Raw genomic sequence first — 20,886 nt, forward strand, 5'->3', positions numbered from 1 at the left:
ATGGGCTTGTTGACGAAAGACGAATACGAATCCATCGCTGCGCATCTGGATCTGCCGACGGGCGCTTTCATCGATGGCGGCTACCGCCCGGCGACCTCAGGGCAGGTGTTCGAGACTATCAATCCAGCCACCGGGGCTGTGCTGACCAGCATTGCTGCCTGCGGATCGGAGGATGTGGATTTTGCGGTCGAAAAGGCGCGAGAAGCCTTTGACGACGGGCGTTGGTCAAAGATGCACCCCTCGGATCGCAAGGACATTCTGATCCGCTTGTGCAAGCTGCTTACCCGCAACGCGCGGGAACTGGCGGTGATGGAGAGCATCGACAGCGGCAAGACGATCTTTGATTGCGAAACTGTTGATGTTCCCGAGACGATCCACTGCCTGAAATGGCATGCCGAGGCGATCGACAAGATCTATGATCAGGTCAGCCCGGCCAGTGATGACCACATCGCCATGGTCGTGCGTGAGCCCATTGGCGTGGTTGGGCTGGTCCTGCCGTGGAACTTCCCCTTGCTGATGCTGGCGTGGAAGATCGGGCCGGCGCTGGCGGCGGGGTGTTCAGTGGTGCTGAAGCCGGCGGCCGAGACTTCTCTGACCGCTTTAAAGGTGGCGGAGCTGGCGTCTGAGGCCGGGTTGCCGCGCGGTGTGCTGAACGTGGTACCAGGTGGTGGCGCCGAGGTGGGCGAACCCATCGGGCGGCATATGGATATCGACATGGTGTCCTTCACTGGCTCGACCGTGACGGGCAAGAAGTTCCTGAACTATTCCGCTGAAAGCAATGCCAAGGAGGTGGTGCTTGAGATGGGCGGCAAGAACCCGGCCATCGTGATGGAGGATGCGGAAAATCTGGACCGCGTGGCGGCGCATGTCGTCAATGGTGCGTTCTGGAACATGGGCGAGAATTGCTCGGCCTCGTCGCGGTTGATTGTGCATAAGGACGTGAAGGCAGAGTTGTTGGAACGGATCGCGCATCATGCGAAGCAATGGAATGTCGGCGAACCGCTGGACCCGGAAACTCGTATGGGCGCGCTTGTTAGTGAAGGGCATTATTCCAAGGTTTGCGGATATCTGGACAAGGCCGAAAACGTGCTGATTGGCGGAAAGGCCGAGAATGGATTCATCGAGGCCACGGTGGTCGAAGTGCCCGGAAACGATGCCACGCTGGCGCGCGAGGAAATCTTTGGCCCGGTTCTGTCGGTGATCGAAGTCTCTGGCTTTGACGAGGCGATCAGCATTGCCAACGACACTGAATATGGCCTGTGTGCTTCGATCTTCACAGCCAACGCCAAACGCGCCATCCGAGGCGCGCGGGCGATCCGGGCGGGTACCGTCACGATCAACAGCTTTGGTGAAGGGGATATCACCACACCCTTTGGTGGCTACAAGCAGTCCGGGTTTGGTGGCCGGGACAACTCGATTCACGCCCATGATCAGTATACCCAACTGAAAACCATCTGGATTGATCTGGCCGATGACGAAGATGAGGCGGTAGATTGACGATCTACACCGCCAAACGTTTACCCCGGCAAACCGGCGTGGCAGGATGGAATGCCATCCTGCCTCTGCAGCAGGACCTGCCTCGGCTTGAGCAAGACCAGACCGCAGATGTGACCATCATCGGCGGTGGTTTTGCCGGGCTGTCCGCAGCGCTGAGGCTGCATCAGCTTGATCCGGCGCTGAAGGTTGTGGTGCTTGAGGCTGGGCGCTTTGCGGAAGGCTCTGCCGGGCGCAACTCGGGGTTCATGATCGATCTGCCGCATGACTTGGCCTCGGACAATTACGCCAGCGATGGGCTGGAGGCAGATCGGGCCACAATCGCGCTGAATCGCCAGGCGATTTCCTTTGCGACCCGGGTAGCCGCTGAGTGCGACCTGTCGCCGGAGATGTTCGACCCGTGCGGCAAGATCAACGCTGCTGCGACCGCAGCGGGTGATCGGCACAACGCAGACTACGCAGTGCATTTGGCACGATTGGGAGAGCCCCACGAGCTTTATGATGCACAGCAGATGCAGGCGCTGACGGGCAGCCCGCATTACACATCTGGTCTGTTTGCGCCCGGGACGGTGATGATCCAGCCTGCAGCCTATGTGCGGGCTCTCTCAACGCATCTGGCTGGGCGGATCGGTGTTTATGAAAACTCTGCCGTGACCGGGTTTCGCAAACAAGGCGGTGGCTGGGCGGTCGAGACCGAACAGGCGCGGGTTTCGACGGGGCGGATCGTGATGGCAACAAATGGTCACCTGGAGAGCTTTGGGTTTTACCAGCGGCGTCTGATGCACATCTGCCTCTACGCGTCGATAACGGAACCGCTGACGCCAGATCAGATCGCCACGCTGGGCGGACAGCCACGCTGGTCAGTAACGCCAGCGGATCCGATGGGCACTTCGGTCCGGCGGGTTTCGGGCAGTTATGGGGATCGCATTCTGATCCGGACCTGTTCAAGCTTTCATCCTGAAATCCACAGCAGCGATAGCCATTTGAATCGGGCAGGCGCGGTGCACGATCGTAAGTTTCAGGAGCGATTTCCCAACTTGCCAAATGTACAGATGCAGCACCGTTGGGCTGGGATGCTGTGCCTCAGCCGCAATGGTTCGGCCGCGTTCGGTGAGATCGAGCAGGGTGTATATGCCGCCTGCTGTCAAAACGGATTGGGTATAGCGCGAGGAACACTGCAGGGAATGGGCGTGGCAGAGCTTGTACTGGGGAAAGACTCCCAGATTGCAGATCATTTTCTGGCGCAACCGATGCCACCGCGTTTGCCACCCGAGCCCTTCGCATCGGTTGGGGCCAATGCGTATCTGCGCTGGAAAGAGTGGCGATCAGGGGCGGAATAGCTTGCAGGCTGGTCAGGGCAGGCTGAGCTTTGCCATCCGTCCGCCATCGATCGTGTAAATTTGACCGGTGACAAAACCCGCTTCCTCGGCTGCCAAGAAAGCGACCAGTGCGGCGACTTCTTTCGGGTCGCCGGTGCGGCCAACGGGATGAATGCGGGCGATATCCCGGCGGAATGCGCCGGGGTCGTTCATGCTCTCGATGAAATCGATGTTGAGGTCTGTGTCGATCCAGCCCGGTGCCACCGCATTGCAGCGAATGCCTTCTGCTCCGTGATCCACGGCAACCGCGCGGGTCAGCCCATGCAGCCCGGCCTTAGAGGCGCAGTAGGCGGCGTGGCCGGGGTTGCTGCCCAACCCCTCGACCGAGCCGATATTGACGATGCTGCCCTTGGTTTTGCGCAGATGTGGCAGTGCAGCCTGGATCAGCAGGAACGGGGCGGTCAGGTTGACCATGAGGTTGCGTTGCCAATCTTCAAGCGGCATGTCGTTGACAGAGGCCTCCTGCATCATGCCTGCGTTGTTGATCAGTACGTCCAGCTGGCCCGCGCTGTCCACAACCTGCTTGATGATCTGCACCGGGCTTTCCGGGTTTGCAAAATCCGCCGGGATAGAGGGGAACTCATCATCTTTACCGCGCTGCGCAGTGTAGACATTAGCCCCTTCTTCGCGCAGCCGCCGGGCGATGGCTTGTCCGATGCCACTGCGGCCACCGGTCACGAGCGCTGTTTTTCCTGCGAATCTTTTCATTGCACCGGCTTGCCCCCATTCACTTCGACCAGAGCACCACACATGTAGCGCGCCGAATCCGAGGCGAGAAAAAGGATCACTTCGGCTATATCTTCGGGTTCGGCGATACGCCCTAAAGGCACCGACTTCCCAAGCTCGGCAATCGCCGTATCAGGATCGAACCCACGATTGGCAAAGCCCGAACGCAGCATCGGTGTGTTCACCTCGTTCGGGCAGACGGCGTTGATGCGGATGCCCTGATGGGCGTGATCGTGCCCCATGCATTGGGTGAGGCTGGCAATGGCCGCTTTGGTCATGCAGTACACCGCATGATCCGGGCCAGGTCGAAGGCCCCAGCACGAGGCAGTGTTCACAATAGCACCGCCACCCGCCGCCGCCATGATTGGAATCGCAGCGCGGCAGATACGGAAAGGGGCCTCGACATTCACTCCGACGGACAGGGCCCAATCCTCATCGGATGTTTCAGTCACCGGGCCGCGGGTGATCACGCCTGCATTGTTGATCACGATATCAAGACCATCCAGCGCCTGATGCGCGGCCAAGGCCAGCCCGTCGCAATAGTCGGGATCGCGCAGATCGCCGGGCAGATGCGCCTCGGCTTCAAGGCTGCCCACATCGCGGTCAGCAACAGCTACACGCGCGCCTTCGGCCCGCAACTGGCTGACGATGGCGCCCCCGATCCCGCCCGACGCCCCCGTGACGAGTGCGGTTTTTTCAGCGAACCTCATTCGTGTACCTCCCCGGGATTTAGTAGGACTGGTTCAGCTCATCCGCAGCCGGTATTTCACGCTCGCGCCGGGCGATGTAATCCAGCAGCTCTTCGTTCTTGGCGATATCGAGCGTTGGTTCCTGATACTCGGCCAACAGCTTGCGGGCGTGTTTGAGCGCGCGTTCGGTGATTTCAACACAACCCTCAGCCTGCCATTGTTCGATCGAGTTGTTGTCGAACATATCCGGCATGAAGAATGCGCTCTGGAAATTGTCCTGCGTATGCGGATGCCCAAGGTAATGCCCGCCCGGACCGATATCACCGACTGCCGAAACGGCCTGATCGAAATCGCCCCATTTCGGGCCCTCGGCCATGCGATAGGCCATGGCGCATTGTTCCGCGTCAACGATGAACTTGGCGGTCGAGCAGTGCATCCCGGCCTCGTTCCAGCCTGCCGAGTGCCAGATGTAGTTCGCACCAGCATGGATGACCGCCTGCAAGGTGGTGGCAGATTCATAGCCTGCCTGCGCGTCGAACGTCTTGGCTCCGCCCAGAGTGTTTGAGGTACGCCAAGGCACTTCGTAGTGCCGCGCCATCTGGCCGATCATGAAGTTCATTAGACTGATCTCGGGCGTGCCTGCCATCGGTGCGCCGGATTTCATCGAGACGGTCGACAGGTAGTGCCCGTAGATCGCGGGCGCGCCCTTGCGGATCACCTGCGTATAGGCCAGCGCGCTGAGCGCCTCGGCATTCAGTTGCGCCACCGTGGCGGGGACGCTGGCGGGCGTATTGGCCCCGCCCAGAACGAAGGGCGAGCACAGCACGGGCTGCTTCCGGCGACAGAAGGCGCGCATCGCGCCCAACATGGTTTCATCCCAGACCAGCGGCGAATTGCCGTTGCAATTGCCAGTGGTGACCGGGTGATCTTCAAGGAAATCCTCGCCGAACAGGATGGCACACATCTCCATGACATCTTCGGCATTCTTGGGGCTGGTGGTCATGCCCATGAAGGTTTTGTCAGAGTGCTTCATTGACGAATAGGTAATCCGCAGATGCCGCTGACTGATCGGGTGATCATAGGGCTCCACGATGTGATGGGCCGAGGAATGCAGCGCGGGCAACATATGGCTGAGCTTGTGGAACATCGCCAGATCGTCCAGCGTCGGGTTGCGGCGCACATCTTCCAGATCGCGCAGGAAGGGCGCTCCGGTCATCGGCACGAAGATCGAGTGTTTACCGCCCAGCCGCACGTTCTTTTTCGGATCGCGCGCGTGGTAGGTGAAATCTGACGGAATGGTCGCGATCAGCTCACGCACCAGACCGCGATCCAGATAGACGAGCTCACCTTCGACCTTGGCACCAGCCTTCTTCCAGTCTTCCAGCGCGATGGGATCACGGAACTGAACGCCTACGTTTTCCAGAATATCCATCGAGGCCGCATCAATGCGTTTTACCTGTGCGCCGTCCATAACCTCGCATAACGGAATGCCGCGGGTCAGGCCCGGCAACATCTCGAAGTTTGGAGCGGTGCGCATGGCGCGCCGGGCAGAGCGCCCTCCGGTACGTGTGGCTGTGGCAGTTCTGGTCATATGGTGCCTCCTTCCGGTTCAGAGTGGAACGGAAAGGGTGAGGTCCACATGCAGGAATGCGAAAGACTGTTGCGAAATGCGACGCCGAAATATCACAAGTGTAAATAACCACTCGAAGTCAGCCCATAGAGTAGTATTGTTAGTCTTACGCCCATTTGGGTTTCAGTACCATCAGACAAAAACGATTCCGAAAATGCCTTTGTCAGGACATTCGTGTATGACATTGCTCAATGTCTGCTCAGCGGACAAAGCTACCCTTCACTTGTTTGGTTTCAATGAACACTCGCAACCAAATGCGGACATACCCGATCCGCAGTTTGTACAGGGAGCAACTATGGCCGCTTAGGTAAACAAACGTTGGGCATGCGATGAAGTGGGCTTTTGTTCGCAGCCTATTCTACGCGGTTGCACCTGCATCCGGTCAATTTGCGCGCTTCGCAATTGACTAGTGCCCTGAGCCGATCTACCACCTCAACGATACCGAGGTTTAGCGCTTTAGAACCCACTTATGCGTTCTATGAGCCAGTACATCGATACCGACCCGATGCCATAAGCGGCAATCACAGTCGCCCTTTGGCTAACTGGACATGCCATCAATCGCCAGATCGCGACAGGAAGCGCCAAAGCTCCGACAAAGCTCAACTGACCAGCTTCGACGCCTAGGTTGAAGGCAAACAAGGCTGCAGGAATATCGTTGGAGGGAAGTCCTATCTCGGACAAAGCGCCTGCAAAACCAAGGCCGTGCAAAAGCCCAAATCCGAAACAAACGATCCAGGGCTTTTGTTTTGAAAGTCGAAAACGCCCGTCACCGCCCTTAACAATTTCCATTGCCAAAAAAACGATAGAAAGCGCAATGACGGCCTCGACCGGCGGGCCGGGGACATTCAGAAATCCCAGCGTTGCCAGTGCCAGTGTTATTGAATGTGCCAAGGTGAATGCCGTGATTGCTCCCGCCAGTCTCCACGGATCAGGGACCAAAACAAACAGTGCAAAGACAAACAGCAGGTGATCCCAGCCTTCTAGTATGTGTTCATAACCCAACTGAAAATAGGCTATGAAAACAGACCATGTTGTCTGTTCAAAAGGTATGTTTTGGATGGCAGCATCCGGGGTGAAACGAAGCGTGGCAGGCTCGGAGTGCAGAGGATGCACACGGACCAAAACGTCGTTCTTTTGTGCCGCCAGTCCGTCGACCTCGATGGATTGGCCCGCGATCTCAGCACGGCATTCGACAACCCAGGAAGAAACCCACGCTCGCCCATCGGAGATTGGGTCAGGGCCGTGTGAGGGTGTACAGCCATCCGGTAACACCGCATCAATCGCCATTGGTTGACCATAAACATCTGGTTTTCGCCAATGAACACTCCAAGTGTCCGTAGTGATTTGTCGAATTTCCAAGTATCCCGGATCAAGCGCATGCGCGTTGGCGTATCCCGTGGGCCACGTGAACAACAGAGCAAACATCAAGCCGAAGATGAAGTTCATTTGACCTGACCTGTGAGATCGGGTGCTGTGATCTCATAATTGTCGGCAAGAGCCTCGTATTGCGCCTGCGCCAAATCTTCGCTCATGGCGCGACGCCAATCACGAAGCACCACACTGTGGATCTCTTGCAAGCGAGGTATCCGGCTTGGTTCAATGGCAAGCACTTTCACCAGATGGATGCCGTAACCTGATTGGACCGGCCCCATCCACTGACCTTTTTCGAGATTGGAGAGACCATTGGAAAATCCGGTTCCAAAGACCGAGTCGATTACCCGTGTCGCGGTTAGGGGCATTGATGCAGGCAGTAGTGTCGCGCTTTCCAAGCCGGAAGTCTCCTGTTCCGCACGCAAGGCGGCCAGTGCCCTTTCAATCTCGGTCTCACTTGGTCCTTCACCAAGAAAAACTTGAGTGAACGCGACCTTATTGGGTGTCGCGTAGCGGTCCGTGTTTTGTTGGAGAAAAGCCTCTAGATCTTCGTCTTCTGGAATAACTGAAGCGGCGATGGCTTCGGTCAGAAAATCCATCTTTTGGCTCAGCCGCGACCTGATCACGCTATCTCCGCGTTCCAAGCCAAGCTTTCTTGCTTCCCTAACTAAAACTTCTTCGCGAATTGAAGCGTCGACCAACGCTTGTAGCTCGGAACCGCTAGGCTGGCGTTTCCACCTTGCTTCGAACTGTGAAGCTAACAGCGCGGCATCACTTTCGCTTATAGCTATCGTCTCCGGATCTGCAGCGGCGTCGTTATCTGGTGATATTATGTGGAACCAAATGAATATGGCAGCTCCGATCAAGAAGAAATGGAACAGAGGTTCTTTCACTATTCGCATGAAGGCTCCTGCGTGAAACGCGATACGGCATTATGTTTTATGCTGGCATCAGGCAGTTGAATAACACAAGGAATTGCAACTCAAGGCGCGCCGCTTATCATAAGAGCGTCCCGAGTTAGTGATTGCGACCTGGGTCCCCAAATCTGCACGAAGTAAGGTCACTCTGCCGGCGTGTACCAAATCGGCGAGGAATACGCGCGCTCCTGATGCGTAAGTACCGCATCTTCTGGCAGCTCCGCACCAAACCTCAGTTTGTCGTACAACACCCAGCGTGGGGTTGGGATTTCGAGCGCACGTACGTAATAGAATGCCCGCGCATTTGGATCGAAATCAGGATCAGACCAAACGGTTACCAGTTCGGCGGTTCCAATTGTATTGGTCCAGCTGGCGGTTTCCAGATCCACGGTATTCCCAACCGCAGGGATCTTGCCGTTTTGATCGGCAACACGGTTGTCCGACCATGCCACGTCATAAACGCTTTCCTGCAAAGCACCTTCGGAATCGAGCCATCCCTTTATCACCTGTACGCGATCCAGGTTGGCCCCGACCGGGTCGCGCAGAGCAGCGATCAGGAATGTGGGCGGACCTTCACCCTCGCGAGGTCGCAAATCCGAACCCATTGGAACACCTTTTGTGTAGCCCACATCTGCAAGAAAGCGAGTTTCAACATCAGCGTCGAGGAAATCCCATCCGCCAAAGAACCGTAGACCAATCCGCGGTCCAGTGCTCGCGTAGGTTTCGCGCCGCTTGAACGCATCGAAGATCGCAGCGCGAGTATTGTCGGTCGCCCAAACGGCCGTGTATCCAGAAGCTACAAGGAGGTCGCCAGGAATTTCGCCAAGATCGTTGGCGATGAAAGGATGCTTTATTCTCGTGGCCGAAGGTTCAACGCTGACGGATTTTCCGAAGAAGTTATCTTCCTCAGCAGTTGCTAGAGACGTATGGCTGTCCGTCGCGCCACCCATGCCAAACTTATATGGGTTCACGCCGAACTTCTCTTCCAACAACAAACCGCGCTTCAAGGCTTCTCGGGCGTACTCGCCGGCCAGCATGTCATCGGTTTTCAGCTCGGTTATGTCGAGATTGCCAACGTCCCAGTTTTCGTAATCCGCGAATTCGTCGTCGGGGCTCAGATAGGGGTGCGCTTCGCCGTCGCCCTTGATCTGAGTGACTTCGTAATGGGGCTCCCATTTTGCGCGGGCAGCCACATATTCCTCGTCGACCTTGCCACCGTGATAGGTGTCTTCGGTCGGGAACATCCATCCGTTCGAAAGGTTGCCGTTATGGGCGAAAGCTACCGCGCGACCACCCGTTTTTTCTTGATAGTCATCTAGCCATGCATACAGCGTTCTTGGGTCGGTATCACCAAATGGCGGTTGCGTGACTGGCGGCACCATCTGAAGCGCCCTGATGGGCCCATCGCGCAGCATAACATTCCGGTGCAGGTTGAAGCCCTTGGGTACAGAAGTCCACTCGAACCCTATGAACGCCGTGAAATTGCCGGGGTCGTTGTGTTCTTCCGCAGCCAGAACGATTTGCTCCCATGTAAAAGCAAAAGCGTCAGCACCCGGGCTGTAGGAGTCCAGAAGGACTTCTGGCAGGGTCATTTGCGAGAAATTGGTAATGATATCGAACGCCGCTTTGCCGGCCTCTTCGCCGCCTGCCTTGTAACCTTCGTACCATTCCAAACCTTTCGGATCGGCAAGAACGCCTGGCTTGCCAGCCTGAAGGTCAGGGGCGAATCCCATTAGGTCAGTGTGATCCGTAAGAACCATCCAGTCCAGGGGCCGGGCCAGTCTTACTGGTTGACCCGTTGAAGAAGTAACCTGTTCACCTTTTGCAAAACGCCATGCTTCATCAGGCAACAGAGTGTTCCCAAAAGCACCTGCGTCCAGCGAAAGCCCGGTGTGAAGATGCGTGTCTCCCCACAGCGGTCGCTCGGGGAAAGTGCGTTCGGCATACGGGGAATACGGTTGATCTGAGAACAAGCCTGCCGCGGCTTCTTCACTTGGAACAGCATCTGCAAGGACAGTCGATGATGCCAGCCCTAGTGAGATAGAACAAACAAAAGCTCGAAGCATATGGAACTCCTAAATCAAGATAGCGCGGTGGTGCCGATGACCTACAACTCAAGAATTAATATTCCTATTTCTCTATATAACATCAATTTTCCGTTTGTGGGGATATTCCGCTCTTGGCATTGTCACGATGGTACACTTAGGAGTTTGTCTGAAGAAGTTGGTCTAACGATAACTCCATAAGCCATCTCCTAGATTGTTGTGCTCAACATCGAGAAAGGAAGCTTTAGAGAAATTGCGACTCAGCACCGTTTGGATTGGCGAATGCCCATCGTCTGCCTGTATACACTTTGCAAAGTTGGCATTGCGGCGATGAGATGACATCCCGGGCTATCGCGACATGGATCATTATAGGCTCGAAGCGGAATCTCGCAGGATGTAGGCCAAAGTTGTTGCAGTTCGAGTTACTCGACGTGCAACATCTGCCATATATCGCTGGTGCCCGCAGGTGGCCGTCCGATTGTATCAACCCAATTGAACCAGTGCGTGACGCTTCTTGCCCGCGCTCAGCTTGATCGGCGATGACAACGCGCCTGCGTCGATCATCAAGCCCGCATCTGTCAGCGGGGCATCGTCCAGTTTGGCGCCGTTTTCGGCGATCAGGCGCTTGGCCTCTTTGCCGGATTTGGCGAGGCCGGATTTGACGATCAGCTGGACGATGGACATGCCGTCACCCAGCTCTGATGCGCTGAGGGTCAGGGTCGGGAGGTCTCCGCCAACGCCGCCCTTTTCGAACACCTCGCGCGCGGTCGCCTCGGCGGTTGCAGCGGCTTCTGCACCGTGCAGCAGAGTTGTGACTTCGTTGGCGAGGCGGATTTTGGCCTCGTTGATTTCGGACCCTTGCAGCGCGGCCATGCGGTCGCATTCGTCCACCGGAAGCTCGGTGAAGATTTTCAGGAAACGGCCCACATCGGCGTCGGTGGTGTTGCGCCAGAACTGCCAGAACTCATAGGCGCTCAGCATGTCGCCGTTCAACCAAACCGCACCGCCCTGTGATTTGCCCATCTTGCGGCCATCGCTGGTGGTCAACAGGGGGGTGGTGAGGCCATAGATCTCGTGATCCAGCACCCGGCGGGTTAGGTCGATGCCGTTGATGATGTTGCCCCACTGGTCCGAGCCGCCCATCTGCAGAACGCAGTTATACCGGCGGTTCAGTTCGAGGAAGTCATAGGCCTGCAGGATCATGTAATTGAATTCGAGGAAACTCAGCGACTGTTCACGATCCAACCGCGATTTCACCGATTCAAAGCTGAGCATCCGGTTGACCGAGAAATGCCGCCCAATATCGCGCAGGAAATCGAGGTAGTTCAGGCTATCCAGCCATTCGGCATTGTTCAGCATCAACGCGCCGGTCTCGCTGTCATCGTAAGACAGGTATTTCGAGAACACCTGTTTCATGCCTGCGATATTGGCGTCGATCTGTTCAGGGCCCAGTAGCGGGCGTTCGTCTGAACGGAACGAGGGATCGCCCACCTTGGTGGTGCCACCGCCCATCAGGGTGATCGGTTTGTGCCCAGTCTTTTGCAGCCAGCGCAGCACCATGATGTTCATCAGGTGACCCACGTGTAAAGACTGCGCCGTGGCGTCATAGCCGATATAAGCAGTCTGCACCCCAGAAATCAGAGCGTCGTCAAGGCCCTGATAATCGGTGCAGTCGGCGAGAAAGCCGCGCTCGATCATCGTGGCGATGAAATCCGATTTGGGGTGGTAGGTCATGACGCTCAACAGGCCTTGTGTTCTGGCCCTCTCTGCAAGGGCTGGTGTAAGTCATAGGTCAGTAGTTTCAAAACCAGACCCGCTTGGTCGCACGACGGAAGGTACATTCATGCGACTGGCTTTCTAATTCCCTAAGTCTCGCGGAATGTCCAGTCATTGGCGAGCAAGTGCAGTCCGCACAAAAAGAATCTTGCGGATAAGCTTTATGAGGGAAACGCGAAGAAATAACGCATAGCGAAACACAGAATTTCGCGTCAGTTTTTGAAGCGTACCAAGTCCTGCCGGATAACCTCTGGTTCTAGCGTGCAGTGTGTCTGGACAGAAGCGGCTTTTCATTCTTGATGTGGCGTTCAATCAGTTGCTTTTGCAGCTTCCCGGATGGGATCGGGCAGGCGGGCTTGGGGGCAAATTCCAGTTCTGCTATCTCGGGGAATATGCTCAGGATTTCTGTTCGTGCTTCTGGACTGATGGCCTTGAGCACTTCCGGTCCGGTAAACAGGCTTTCCGATGGTGCGCCTTCGGCATAGACTACCTCGTGCTGTCCAAAAAGAAGGTGAAAATACTCGACGCTCTGGGCATCCTGGTCGATGAAAATACCGGGCAGCGAAGTCAGATTGACGGCGGGTACCAGAACTTCGGAAGTCCTGAACATACGCTCGACAATCTTTGAAGACACCAGCATCCGGTGCTGCCGGGACACCACAAGATCACGCTGAGGCAAGCCCAGACCTAACGCTCCGGCGCTGATACGAACCGGGCGCAGTTTGGGGTTTGCAGCCAGTTCCGGGGCAGATATCGTACGGCGAAACACCCGCAGCAGGGTGGCAAATCCGGGCCCATCACCTGTGGGATCAAACACTTCGACGTCATCGCTGGCTTTCAGATCCTCGACCGCCTTATGACCACCCCTTACCCGAATATTCGTGCCACTGGTGAAACAGGGAACAAAGTCGTCAACGGGCAGATTAACGACTGGACTGGCGAAGGCACCGTCACCCAGCGCCGTGATCGTTAGTGTTGTGTTGAGCGGGGGGACATCCCCCAAAAAGCCGATGAAAAACCCTTGCTCGGCTCCGCCGCCAAACGCGCCGTTGCCGCTGGAATCATAATCGAAAACGCCAATCGTATAGGTATTGGTGCCATCCGTGACTATGTAGTTGTAGTCCCAGGCAATTGCATTCCCCAGATAGGTTTGCGTGGGGTCGTCGGGGAATTCGTTGGTTACACCGTCTCCTTCGATGGTGCCGGGGTCAACGCCATCGGTAATTTCGATCGTATTATATGCGGAGATCTCAAATGTCGTTCCAACGCCGCCGAATTGGGCCTGGTTCGTGGTCAGAGTCGTGTCCGTCCGAAATGCACCGTATATGTTTGGCATAAACCCTGTTCAGGCCAATTCACTGCCGCTTTTTACTAAGCGGTATGAACCTACTCACCCGTCCTCAATTTGTTGTCTGTGCTTTGCTGCATATTAATATCTCATCTATAAGCATTGGCGCAACATTTGCGAATATCCGGGGTTTTGAGCCTGCGCTTTTATTGCACTCAACATCCCAAAATACCTGCCATTATTCAGTCGCTTTGTTTCAATGAAAATCTGACGAAGCTGAGCTATATGGAATGATCGTAGGTGCTTCAGATCAAGTGGAACACTGAAACCGGCGACGGGCATTCTTGGGAGAGCTTGGCACCTGCTGTAGCGATCTGCGAACATGTGGTAATGGACTTTGTACAGCTCTTTCATGAGCACTCGGAACTGCGCTGCGTTTGGGAACGCCTTGTCGCCTTCATTCGCGGTCTCGTACCTTTCGGAATTCTGTAGCGGCGCACGGTACAGGCGGGGGCAGAGGCAAGGAAAAGGCACCTTTTCCAAGAAAAATGAAGCTCGCGCATGATGTGTCTTGCCTTGGCTTTGCATTACCGTGCAGGTTGTGCTCAGAACCCGGCGAAACGGGTGGAGAGACGCAATACGAGGTCGGCGTGGGCAGGGTCATCAGCAAATCGGGGGCGATCAGAGCGTTGGGGGCCATGTCGGGCACATCGCTGGACGGTGTGGACGCTGCGGTCGTTGAAACCGATGGGCAGCAGATATTCGGCTTTGGTCCCAGCGGGTATCGCGCTTATTCCGAAGAAGAGCGTGCCACACTGCGCGCGGCGCTGGGGCTTTGGCATGGACCAAAGGTTGATGTTTCGGCTGAATTGGTGACCCGGGCACATGCCGAGGTTCTTTCAGAGTTCGAAGAGGTCGACCTGATCGGCTTCCACGGTCAGACATTGGCACATGAGCCGCGTGGGCGTGGCACGTTGCAGGTGGGTGACGGGCTGGGTCTGTCGCAGGCTTTGGGGCTGCCGGTGGTCTGGGATTTTCGCAGCGATGATGTGGCGCTGGGCGGAGAGGGTGCGCCTCTGGCCCCGTTCTTTCATTTCGCCTGCGCCAAATGGATCGGGGCGGAAGAGCCGCTGTGTTTCCTCAATCTGGGCGGTGTTGGGAACCTGACCTATGTTGACCCGTCTTTTGACGGGCCTGAAGCGCCAGGGGCGTTGCTGGCTTTCGACACCGGACCTGCCAACGCGCCGGTTGACGATCTGATGCAGGCGCGGTTGGGGTTGCCGATGGATCGGGACGGCGCGCTGGCCCGAGAGGGTACGGTCGAGACCGGCGCACTGGAGCTGTTTCTGGCCGAGCCCTATTTCAACCGAATGCCGCCCAAATCGCTGGACCGGAATGATTTCTCGGAAATGATTGGTCTTGTGACCGAGCTGAGCGATGCGGATGCGGTGGCCACGTTGACCGGGATGAGCGCTGCGGGTGTGCTGCAGGGGATGGAGCATTGTCCGAAGCCGCCTGTGCGCATGCTGGTTACCGGTGGCGGACGTCACAACCCAGTGCTGATGGAAATGCTGCGCGTGTCGCTGGATTGCCCGGTCGAGCCGGTTGAGGCGGTTGGGCTGGACGGAGACATGCTGGAAGCGCAGGCCTTTGCCTACCTTGCCGTGCGTGTGGCGCGGGGATTGCCGACCTCTTGCCCGGGTACCACCGGGGTAAGTGCGCTGGTCGGGGGCGGTGTCGTGTCGTCTCCGGCGAGGGGTGTCGTGGTGAGCGGGTAGGGGGCTCTGCCCCCGTCGCTGCGCGACTCCCCCGAGGTATTTTTGGCCAGATGAAGAGGCGGATCTAGCGATTTAGGGCGCGGGCGTAATCCAGGGTGAATTCGGTGTAGCCGTCCGAGGTGGATTGCAGGTGTGCTTGGGTCCAGCGGTGGAAGGCTGGAAGGTGGTGGAAAGGCACGTTTGGAAAGGCGTGGTGCTCCGCGTGGTAGGGCATGTTCCAGGCCAGAAATCGGATCATTCGATTGGTAAAGGTGGTACGGGAGTTTTCGAGCATGTTTGCCACCGGCGGGCAGAGGCCGTGTTCGGCGAGCAGGTATAGGCGCAGGAAAGGCTGGCCGATAAGGGCGGGCAGAAGCCAGAGCCAGAACAACAAAGGGCTGAAGAACAGGCTGAGTGCGGCCAGGGCATATAGTGTGGACAATATTCGGGCTTCGGTTCGTATGGCGTGGTGCTGGCGGGTTGGCAGGTAAGCGGCGCCAATCCTGCCGCGCGCGTTGTCGGTCAACACACGGGCCATACCTGTCCAATATGGCCAACCGCTGAGATAGATCGCAAGGCTGCGCCAGTTTTCGGGGCGGGGTTTGCCGCCAAGTTCCGGGTCTTTGGTTGGGTGGTTTGTCCATTTGTGATGGGCAAGGTGAAAGTAGCGAAACCATGTGAACGGCAGGCAGATAGGAATTGAGACAAGGTGCCCAACCGCTTCGTTGATCCAAGGGGTTTTGAACGGCGTCTTGTGGGTGCACTCGTGGCTGAGCGTAAAGAGGAAAACCAGCAATAGGCCTTGCGGCAGGAGCAGTAGCGGCCAGAGGGGAACCTGTAGGATGATACCGGTGCTGGTTGCTGTCAAAGCGCCGAAATAGATCGCTAGATGTCTGAGACCTGCCATTTCTGACCGCTGTTGCAGCCTGTCCTTGGTCTCGGGCGGGATCGCGGCGATCAGGGCGCGGTGGTCCATGGAATTACACTCCTGGAATATCAAAGCCGGGTGGCGCGAGTTCAAACCCGTCAAATTCAAATCCCGGTGAAACAGTGCAACTGACCAGCGTGTAGTCTCCACTGCTGCGCGCCGCCTGCCAATGGCCCTTAGGTACAATAAGCTGCGGTGCGCCTTGGGTCAGATCAGGTGTGAGGGTGTGGTCTTTGGCAGGGCCTGTATCGGAGGCGCTGAGCGAGAGGATCAGCGGAGCGCCGGAATGGTAGAGCCAGATCTCGGTCGCATCTACCTTGTGCCAGTGGCTGCGCTCACCCTCTGCCAGTAGGAAGTAGATGCAAGTGCCGGTGGCACGTCCGGGATTGTCGGCGCGCCAGGTCTCTTTGAACCAGCCGCCTTCGGGGTGCTGCTGCAGGTTCAGGTGTTGGATGATGTCTTGCGCGGTCATGGAAGCCTCGGGTCTGTTTGTGGGATTATGCACGCACGCGCACGATCTGCTATGGCAATTGTGTATGCAGAGCATATGTTTGCCGCATGACTTTGACGATCCCGTTTGACAACAGCTATGTTCGCCTGCCGGACACCTTCTTTGCGCGGCAGGGGCCTGTGCCTGTGCGTGCACCGAAGCTTGTTGCCTTCAACAGTGATCTGGCGCGACTGTTGCGGATTGCGCCGGGCGACGTAGAAGAGATGGCGCAGGCTTTTGCGGGCAATACTGTGCCCGAAGGGGCCGAGCCGCTGGCGCAGTTATATTCCGGGCATCAGTTTGGCACCTATAACCCTCAACTAGGAGATGGGCGCGCGGTTTTGTTAGGTGAGACGGTCGGAACCGACGGGATTCGGCGGGATATTCAATTGAAGGGCTCAGGGCAGACACCTTTCTCGCGCCAGGGAGATGGACGTGCCTGGCTGGGGCCGGTTTTGCGCGAATATGTGGTTTCCGAGGCGATGCATGCGCTGGGCATTCCCACCACGCGCGCCTTGGCAACGGTTGAAACCGGAGAGATCGTGCTGCGCGAGGGTCCGATGCCCGGGGCGGTACTGACACGTGTGGCGCAGAGCCATTTGCGGGTAGGCACGTTTCAGGTGTTTGCAGCGCGAGGGCAGTTAGAGAGCCTGCAACGGCTAACTGAATATGCCATTCAGCGCCACTATCCTGAGGCGGACGGGGCCATGGGTTTGTTGCGCGCGGTTCGGGATGCGCAGGCCGGGTTGATCGCCCGATGGATGAGCGTGGGTTTCATTCACGGGGTCATGAATACTGACAACAGCTCGATCGCCGGTGAGACGATCGACTATGGCCCATGTGCGTTCATGGACAGCTATCACCCGAATACAGTCTATAGCTCGATCGACCGGATGGGGCGGTATGCCTACTCGAACCAGCCTGAGATTGCGGTTTGGAATCTGGCGCAGCTGGCAACTGCCCTAATTCAGCAGTTTGAGGACAAGGATGCAGCTGTCGAAGAGGCCACCGAAATTGTCCATGCCATGCCTGCGTTGATGCAGGCACATTGGCTGGAACGTTTCAGGGCCAAGATCGGATTGGTTCGGGCAGAGGAGGGGGATCTTGAAATGATCTCGGATCTTTTGACGCGGATGGCGCAGAATCAGTCGGACTTCACAAACACGTTCCGCGCGCTGGGCAGCGACCGCGCGCGAGACCAGTTTGCCGACCCGGCGGCTTTTGACGAATGGGCAAAGGGGTGGCAGGAACGCTTGGCGCGTGAGGATGCGCCTTTGGACGTGATGGATGCGGCCAATCCGGCCTTCATTCCACGCAATCATCGGGTGGAGCAGATGATTCAGGCTGCGGTGCAAGGCGATTACGCACCGTTCAATCGGCTGAATGAAGTGCTGTCACGGCCGTATGAGGATCAACCAGATTCAGCTGACCTGATGCGCCCTCCGGCGAAGAACGAGGTCGTACACGCGACATTCTGCGGTACGTAACAAAGAGACGGTTTCTTATGAAGAAACCGAGCCTGAAACTTTTGAAGTTTCAGGTTTCGAGGCTATCGGGGCGTGTCTGCAAAGGGCTCGGCGATCACCTGACACGCATCTTCATAGACAATGTAGCCGATCCGGTCTGATCGCAGAGTATCGATCTGATATCCGTTTTCTTTGAGCAGTGCGACCATCTCATACGACTTGCCCAAAACCTCATTGGCTTCGGGTTTGAACCAGCTGAGGCCTTTGGTGTTGCGCTGAAAGGCGCTTTTAGATTTTGTCCTGTTGAAACGATAGGGGATTTCAAGGTTTTCCCGGAACCAAACCAGCAGCGCCTCAATTCGATCGAATGTGTATTTATCCAGCGCGGCAGTGTCGCGCAGGTCGTAGGCCGCGCAGAAGAACCCCTGACGCGCGTCCATATCTTCTATCTTGATCGGGTGGACAAACCTTATGAACATGATCGTGAAGGTGGCCGAGGGGCTGCGCGGGCTCAAGGCCGTTTTGCACAAATGTTAGCGGAGCAGGCGGCGCGTTGCCATTCAGCGCTGGGTTCAGCTTGCACTTGTCCGACCAGTTGGCGATCTTGGGTTAAATCAGTTTAAGTGTGCCGATGACCTACCGCTCGACCTTGCGCCTTGCCAGTTACAACATTCAGAAATGCGTGGGACTCGATTTCCGGCGGCAGCCGCAGCGGATATTGCAGGTCATCGAAAGCATGCAGGCCGATATCGTTGTTCTGCAGGAGGCGGACAAACGATTGCCGCCCCGTCCTGCCGCTTTGCCACATTTCATGTTGGATGAGGCCGGGTGGCAGATCGTGGACCTGGGCGGTGCCGGTAGTCTTGGTTGGCATGGCAACGCGGTGATCTGGCGTGGGGACGCCATTCAGGTGCGTCAGGCAGGTCATCATGATTTGCCGGGTCTGGAGCCCCGCGGCGCCGTGCGGGTCGAGTTTGATACGCAGATCGGGCCTTTGCGGGTGATGGGGATGCATCTTGGGCTTTTGCCGGCGTCGCGACGTCAACAGATCAGTCATATCCGTCGATGTGATTCTGATCTGGAACACATGCCCACCGTCTGGGCCGGGGATTTCAACGAATGGTCACGCCAGCCTGTTCTAGATCATTTGGCCCCGGACATGCGGTTTCTTCCTCCGGTTCCAAGCTTCCCGGCCGCGCAGCCATTGGGGGCACTGGACAGAATCGCGGTGGGGCAGGGGCTTGAGGCTGCACTGCACGGGGTGCATGATGCGCGGCCCGCGCATATCGCCTCGGATCATTTGCCGGTCTGGGCCGATCTGCGGCGCATCGCCTGACCGCAAAATCGTCTGTGGCGCAGGGCGCGTAGACATATTAAGACAGAACACCGAACAGTCCCGGGGGTCACCATGTCCGACACGATTATCGCCCGTTGCGAAGCCAAGGGCCTGCGCATGACCGGCCAGCGGCGGACCATTGCACAGGTCTTGCAGCAAAGCGAAGATCACCCGGATGTAGAAGAGCTTTATGCCCGTGCTTCAGCCGAAGATGCGGGAATTTCGATCGCGACAGTCTATCGTACCGTGAAGTTGTTCGAAGAGGCCGGGATACTTGAGCGGCTCGAGTTCGGCGACGGGCGCGCGCGATACGAAGATGCAGAGCGTGATCACCACGACCACCTGATCGACATGCAGTCAGGCGAGGTGATCGAGTTTGTCGACCCTGAGATAGAAGCGCTGCAAGAAAAGATTGCGGCCAAGCTTGGCTACAGGCTGAAAGGCCATCGCCTTGAATTGTACGGCGTACCGTTAGAAAAAGACTGACACATCACGAAAATCGATCGGTCGGTGAACGCGATTTCATCGAACATGTCGTAATACTGCTTGCGACGTCGCAAAGGTTGCGGTTTTGCTGCCGGAAAGGTCCGCCTGTCAGCGGCCTGTTCCAATGGAAACGCGCATGAACAACGTAAACGGCATTTTGCTGATCATCGGCTCGATGGCGGCCTTCGCGCTTGAGGACATGTTCATCAAGCATCTCTCGGTCAGTGTGTCGATCGGGCAGATCATGATCGCATTGGGCCTGTTCTGCGGGGCTGTGTTTACGCTTATGTCTATGGCAACACGCAAACGCATCTTCGACCCGGTCGCGTGGCAACCTTTGCCGCTGATCCGTGCCGGAACCGAAGCCTTTGGTGCGCTCAGCTTCGTGACCGCGCTGTCACTTGTTGATCTGTCGACTGTGGCGGCGGTTTTTCAGGCGATGCCTCTATTTGTCACGATGGGGGCAGCACTGTTTCTGGGCGAGCAGGTCGGTTGGCGCCGTTGGAGCGCCATCGGGATCGGCTTTGTCGGCGTCTTGATGATCATCCGCCCCGGGTTCGAGGGATTCCAGCCGGAATCATTGTTTGTTTTGGTATCGGTCGTTGCGATCGCGGCACGTGATCTGATCACACGCAGGTTGGATGTTCGTGTGGCCTCGTCGGTCGTCGCATTGCAGGCCTATATCGGAGTGGCGCTGGCTGGTGCGGCCCTTATGGCGTTCACAGCACAGCCCGTTGTGCCGCTGCAAGCTGCGCAGATCGGGCCTTATCTGGGTGCCATCGGGTTCGGCGTTTTGGGCTATTACGGCATCGTAACCGCGATGCGGATCGGCGAAGCCTCAGCGCTGACGCCGTTTCGGTATACCCGGTTGGTGTTCTCGATCACGGCTGGGATGCTGATGTTTGGCGAACGCCCCGACAGCATGACGTTGGCCGGTGCCGGTCTGATTATCGGATCAGGTCTGTATACTTTCATTCGAGAACGCCAGCTGGCGCGGGCATTGGCAGTGGCCTAAGCGCCCGCGACCTGTTGGCGCAAACAGCAAACTGTTAGCCCTAAAGGCTGAAAAATATAATTGTTAGCGATAACGGAAACGGTTTACTTTTCG

General features: G+C 57.1%; 18 protein-coding genes. 7 read left to right on the forward strand and 11 right to left on the reverse strand.

All coding sequences use genetic code 11. The features are described 5' to 3' along the window. Both ACR0MP_RS03910 and ACR0MP_RS03915 read left to right on the forward strand, forming a co-directional pair. Window positions 1-1,497, forward strand: coding sequence for an aldehyde dehydrogenase (locus ACR0MP_RS03910; RefSeq protein ID WP_170406323.1), 1,497 nt, complete (start codon window positions 1-3; stop codon window positions 1,495-1,497). Then, window positions 1,494-2,834 carry an NAD(P)/FAD-dependent oxidoreductase gene (locus ACR0MP_RS03915; protein ID WP_170406320.1) on the forward strand — a complete coding sequence of 447 codons (1,341 nt, stop codon included), beginning with the start codon at window positions 1,494-1,496 and terminating at the stop codon, window positions 2,832-2,834. Before ACR0MP_RS03910 ends, ACR0MP_RS03915 begins: the two co-directional genes overlap by 4 nt. A 12-nt stretch (window positions 2,835-2,846) precedes the next feature. Here the strand turns inward: ACR0MP_RS03915 and ACR0MP_RS03920 are convergent, their stop codons facing one another. The 8 genes from ACR0MP_RS03920 to ACR0MP_RS03955 form a co-directional block, all read right to left on the reverse strand. Next, window positions 2,847-3,581 (reverse strand): SDR family oxidoreductase, encoded by a 735-nt coding sequence (locus ACR0MP_RS03920; protein WP_170406318.1) that lies wholly within the window; start codon window positions 3,579-3,581, stop codon window positions 2,847-2,849. After that, window positions 3,578-4,309, reverse strand: a complete 732-nt coding sequence (locus ACR0MP_RS03925) for an SDR family NAD(P)-dependent oxidoreductase (RefSeq protein WP_480886932.1) — start codon at window positions 4,307-4,309, stop codon at window positions 3,578-3,580. The genes ACR0MP_RS03920 and ACR0MP_RS03925 overlap by 4 nt, the downstream gene beginning before the upstream one ends. Before the next feature lie 19 nt (window positions 4,310-4,328). Beyond that, a complete protein-coding gene (locus ACR0MP_RS03930) occupies window positions 4,329-5,879 on the reverse strand; it encodes a trimethylamine methyltransferase family protein (RefSeq protein WP_480886934.1) in 1,551 nt (516 codons plus the stop codon). 495 nt (window positions 5,880-6,374) lie between these two features. After that, window positions 6,375-7,364 carry a HupE/UreJ family protein gene (locus ACR0MP_RS03935; protein ID WP_170406309.1) on the reverse strand — a complete coding sequence of 330 codons (990 nt, stop codon included), beginning with the start codon at window positions 7,362-7,364 and terminating at the stop codon, window positions 6,375-6,377. Beyond that, on the reverse strand, window positions 7,361-8,191 hold the full coding sequence (locus ACR0MP_RS03940; protein ID WP_480886938.1) for a peptidyl-prolyl cis-trans isomerase: 831 nt from the start codon (window positions 8,189-8,191) through the stop codon (window positions 7,361-7,363). Before ACR0MP_RS03940 ends, ACR0MP_RS03935 begins: the two co-directional genes overlap by 4 nt. Window positions 8,192-8,349: 158 nt before the next feature. Then, window positions 8,350-10,272, reverse strand: a complete 1,923-nt coding sequence (locus ACR0MP_RS03945; RefSeq protein ID WP_170406303.1) for a DUF3604 domain-containing protein — start codon at window positions 10,270-10,272, stop codon at window positions 8,350-8,352. A gap of 462 nt (window positions 10,273-10,734) precedes the next feature. Beyond that, window positions 10,735-11,985 carry a tyrosine--tRNA ligase gene (gene tyrS / locus ACR0MP_RS03950; RefSeq protein WP_170406300.1) on the reverse strand — a complete coding sequence of 417 codons (1,251 nt, stop codon included), beginning with the start codon at window positions 11,983-11,985 and terminating at the stop codon, window positions 10,735-10,737. A gap of 298 nt (window positions 11,986-12,283) precedes the next feature. Further along, window positions 12,284-13,363: a Hint domain-containing protein gene (locus ACR0MP_RS03955; protein WP_170406297.1), complete on the reverse strand. Its 1,080-nt coding sequence runs from the start codon at window positions 13,361-13,363 to the stop codon at window positions 12,284-12,286. Window positions 13,364-14,013: 650 nt separating this feature from the next. On the opposite strand from ACR0MP_RS03955, the gene ACR0MP_RS03960 reads away from it, so the two are divergent. Next, on the forward strand, window positions 14,014-15,093 hold the full coding sequence (locus ACR0MP_RS03960) for an anhydro-N-acetylmuramic acid kinase (protein ID WP_480571101.1): 1,080 nt from the start codon (window positions 14,014-14,016) through the stop codon (window positions 15,091-15,093). A gap of 64 nt (window positions 15,094-15,157) precedes the next feature. Here ACR0MP_RS03960 and ACR0MP_RS03965 read toward each other — a convergent pair whose 3' ends face one another. Continuing rightward, window positions 15,158-16,048 carry a fatty acid desaturase gene (locus ACR0MP_RS03965; RefSeq protein ID WP_480886942.1) on the reverse strand — a complete coding sequence of 297 codons (891 nt, stop codon included), beginning with the start codon at window positions 16,046-16,048 and terminating at the stop codon, window positions 15,158-15,160. A 4-nt stretch (window positions 16,049-16,052) separates the two neighbouring features. Continuing rightward, complete coding sequence (locus ACR0MP_RS03970; RefSeq protein WP_170422068.1) at window positions 16,053-16,472, reverse strand: cupin domain-containing protein; 420 nt, start codon at window positions 16,470-16,472, stop codon at window positions 16,053-16,055. Window positions 16,473-16,558: 86 nt separating this feature from the next. Between ACR0MP_RS03970 and ACR0MP_RS03975 the strand changes: the two genes are divergently transcribed. Further along, window positions 16,559-17,977, forward strand: coding sequence for a protein adenylyltransferase SelO (locus tag ACR0MP_RS03975; protein ID WP_480886945.1), 1,419 nt, complete (start codon window positions 16,559-16,561; stop codon window positions 17,975-17,977). Between the two features lie 62 nt (window positions 17,978-18,039). Here the strand turns inward: ACR0MP_RS03975 and ACR0MP_RS03980 are convergent, their stop codons facing one another. Continuing rightward, entirely contained in the window at window positions 18,040-18,471 is a 432-nt protein-coding gene (locus ACR0MP_RS03980; protein WP_480886947.1) for a hypothetical protein, read from the reverse strand. Window positions 18,472-18,587: 116 nt separating this feature from the next. Between ACR0MP_RS03980 and ACR0MP_RS03985 the strand changes: the two genes are divergently transcribed. The 3 genes from ACR0MP_RS03985 to ACR0MP_RS03995 all read left to right on the forward strand — a co-directional run bounded on the left by ACR0MP_RS03985 (window position 18,588) and on the right by ACR0MP_RS03995 (window position 20,793). Then, entirely contained in the window at window positions 18,588-19,292 is a 705-nt protein-coding gene (locus ACR0MP_RS03985; protein WP_170396721.1) for an endonuclease/exonuclease/phosphatase family protein, read from the forward strand. 72 nt (window positions 19,293-19,364) lie between these two features. Beyond that, window positions 19,365-19,778, forward strand: a complete 414-nt coding sequence (locus tag ACR0MP_RS03990) for a Fur family transcriptional regulator (protein WP_170396723.1) — start codon at window positions 19,365-19,367, stop codon at window positions 19,776-19,778. A 136-nt stretch (window positions 19,779-19,914) separates the two neighbouring features. After that, window positions 19,915-20,793, forward strand: coding sequence for a DMT family transporter (locus tag ACR0MP_RS03995; RefSeq protein WP_480886948.1), 879 nt, complete (start codon window positions 19,915-19,917; stop codon window positions 20,791-20,793). The last annotated feature ends 93 nt before the right edge of the window (window positions 20,794-20,886 follow it).

It is taken from the genome of Ruegeria sp. K3 (genome assembly GCF_056531845.1).

Excerpts from the sequence above, each read along its gene's own strand:
- ACR0MP_RS03910 (WP_170406323.1), top strand. The coding sequence starts at position 1 with ATGGGCTTGTTGACGAAAGACGAATACGAATCCATCGCTGCGCATCTG.
- ACR0MP_RS03920 (WP_170406318.1), bottom strand. The coding sequence starts at position 3,581 with ATGAAAAGATTCGCAGGAAAAACAGCGCTCGTGACCGGTGGCCGCAGT.
- ACR0MP_RS03925 (WP_480886932.1), bottom strand. The coding sequence starts at position 4,309 with ATGAGGTTCGCTGAAAAAACCGCACTCGTCACGGGGGCGTCGGGCGGG.
- ACR0MP_RS03930 (WP_480886934.1), bottom strand. The coding sequence starts at position 5,879 with ATGACCAGAACTGCCACAGCCACACGTACCGGAGGGCGCTCTGCCCGG.
- ACR0MP_RS03935 (WP_170406309.1), bottom strand. The coding sequence starts at position 7,364 with ATGAACTTCATCTTCGGCTTGATGTTTGCTCTGTTGTTCACGTGGCCC.
- ACR0MP_RS03940 (WP_480886938.1), bottom strand. The coding sequence starts at position 8,191 with ATGCGAATAGTGAAAGAACCTCTGTTCCATTTCTTCTTGATCGGAGCT.
- ACR0MP_RS03945 (WP_170406303.1), bottom strand. The coding sequence starts at position 10,272 with ATGCTTCGAGCTTTTGTTTGTTCTATCTCACTAGGGCTGGCATCATCG.
- tyrS (WP_170406300.1), bottom strand. The coding sequence starts at position 11,985 with ATGACCTACCACCCCAAATCGGATTTCATCGCCACGATGATCGAGCGC.
- ACR0MP_RS03955 (WP_170406297.1), bottom strand. The coding sequence starts at position 13,363 with ATGCCAAACATATACGGTGCATTTCGGACGGACACGACTCTGACCACG.
- ACR0MP_RS03960 (WP_480571101.1), top strand. The coding sequence starts at position 14,014 with ATGTCGGGCACATCGCTGGACGGTGTGGACGCTGCGGTCGTTGAAACC.
- ACR0MP_RS03965 (WP_480886942.1), bottom strand. The coding sequence starts at position 16,048 with ATGGACCACCGCGCCCTGATCGCCGCGATCCCGCCCGAGACCAAGGAC.
- ACR0MP_RS03970 (WP_170422068.1), bottom strand. The coding sequence starts at position 16,472 with ATGACCGCGCAAGACATCATCCAACACCTGAACCTGCAGCAGCACCCC.
- ACR0MP_RS03975 (WP_480886945.1), top strand. The coding sequence starts at position 16,559 with ATGACTTTGACGATCCCGTTTGACAACAGCTATGTTCGCCTGCCGGAC.
- ACR0MP_RS03985 (WP_170396721.1), top strand. The coding sequence starts at position 18,588 with ATGACCTACCGCTCGACCTTGCGCCTTGCCAGTTACAACATTCAGAAA.
- ACR0MP_RS03990 (WP_170396723.1), top strand. The coding sequence starts at position 19,365 with ATGTCCGACACGATTATCGCCCGTTGCGAAGCCAAGGGCCTGCGCATG.
- ACR0MP_RS03995 (WP_480886948.1), top strand. The coding sequence starts at position 19,915 with ATGAACAACGTAAACGGCATTTTGCTGATCATCGGCTCGATGGCGGCC.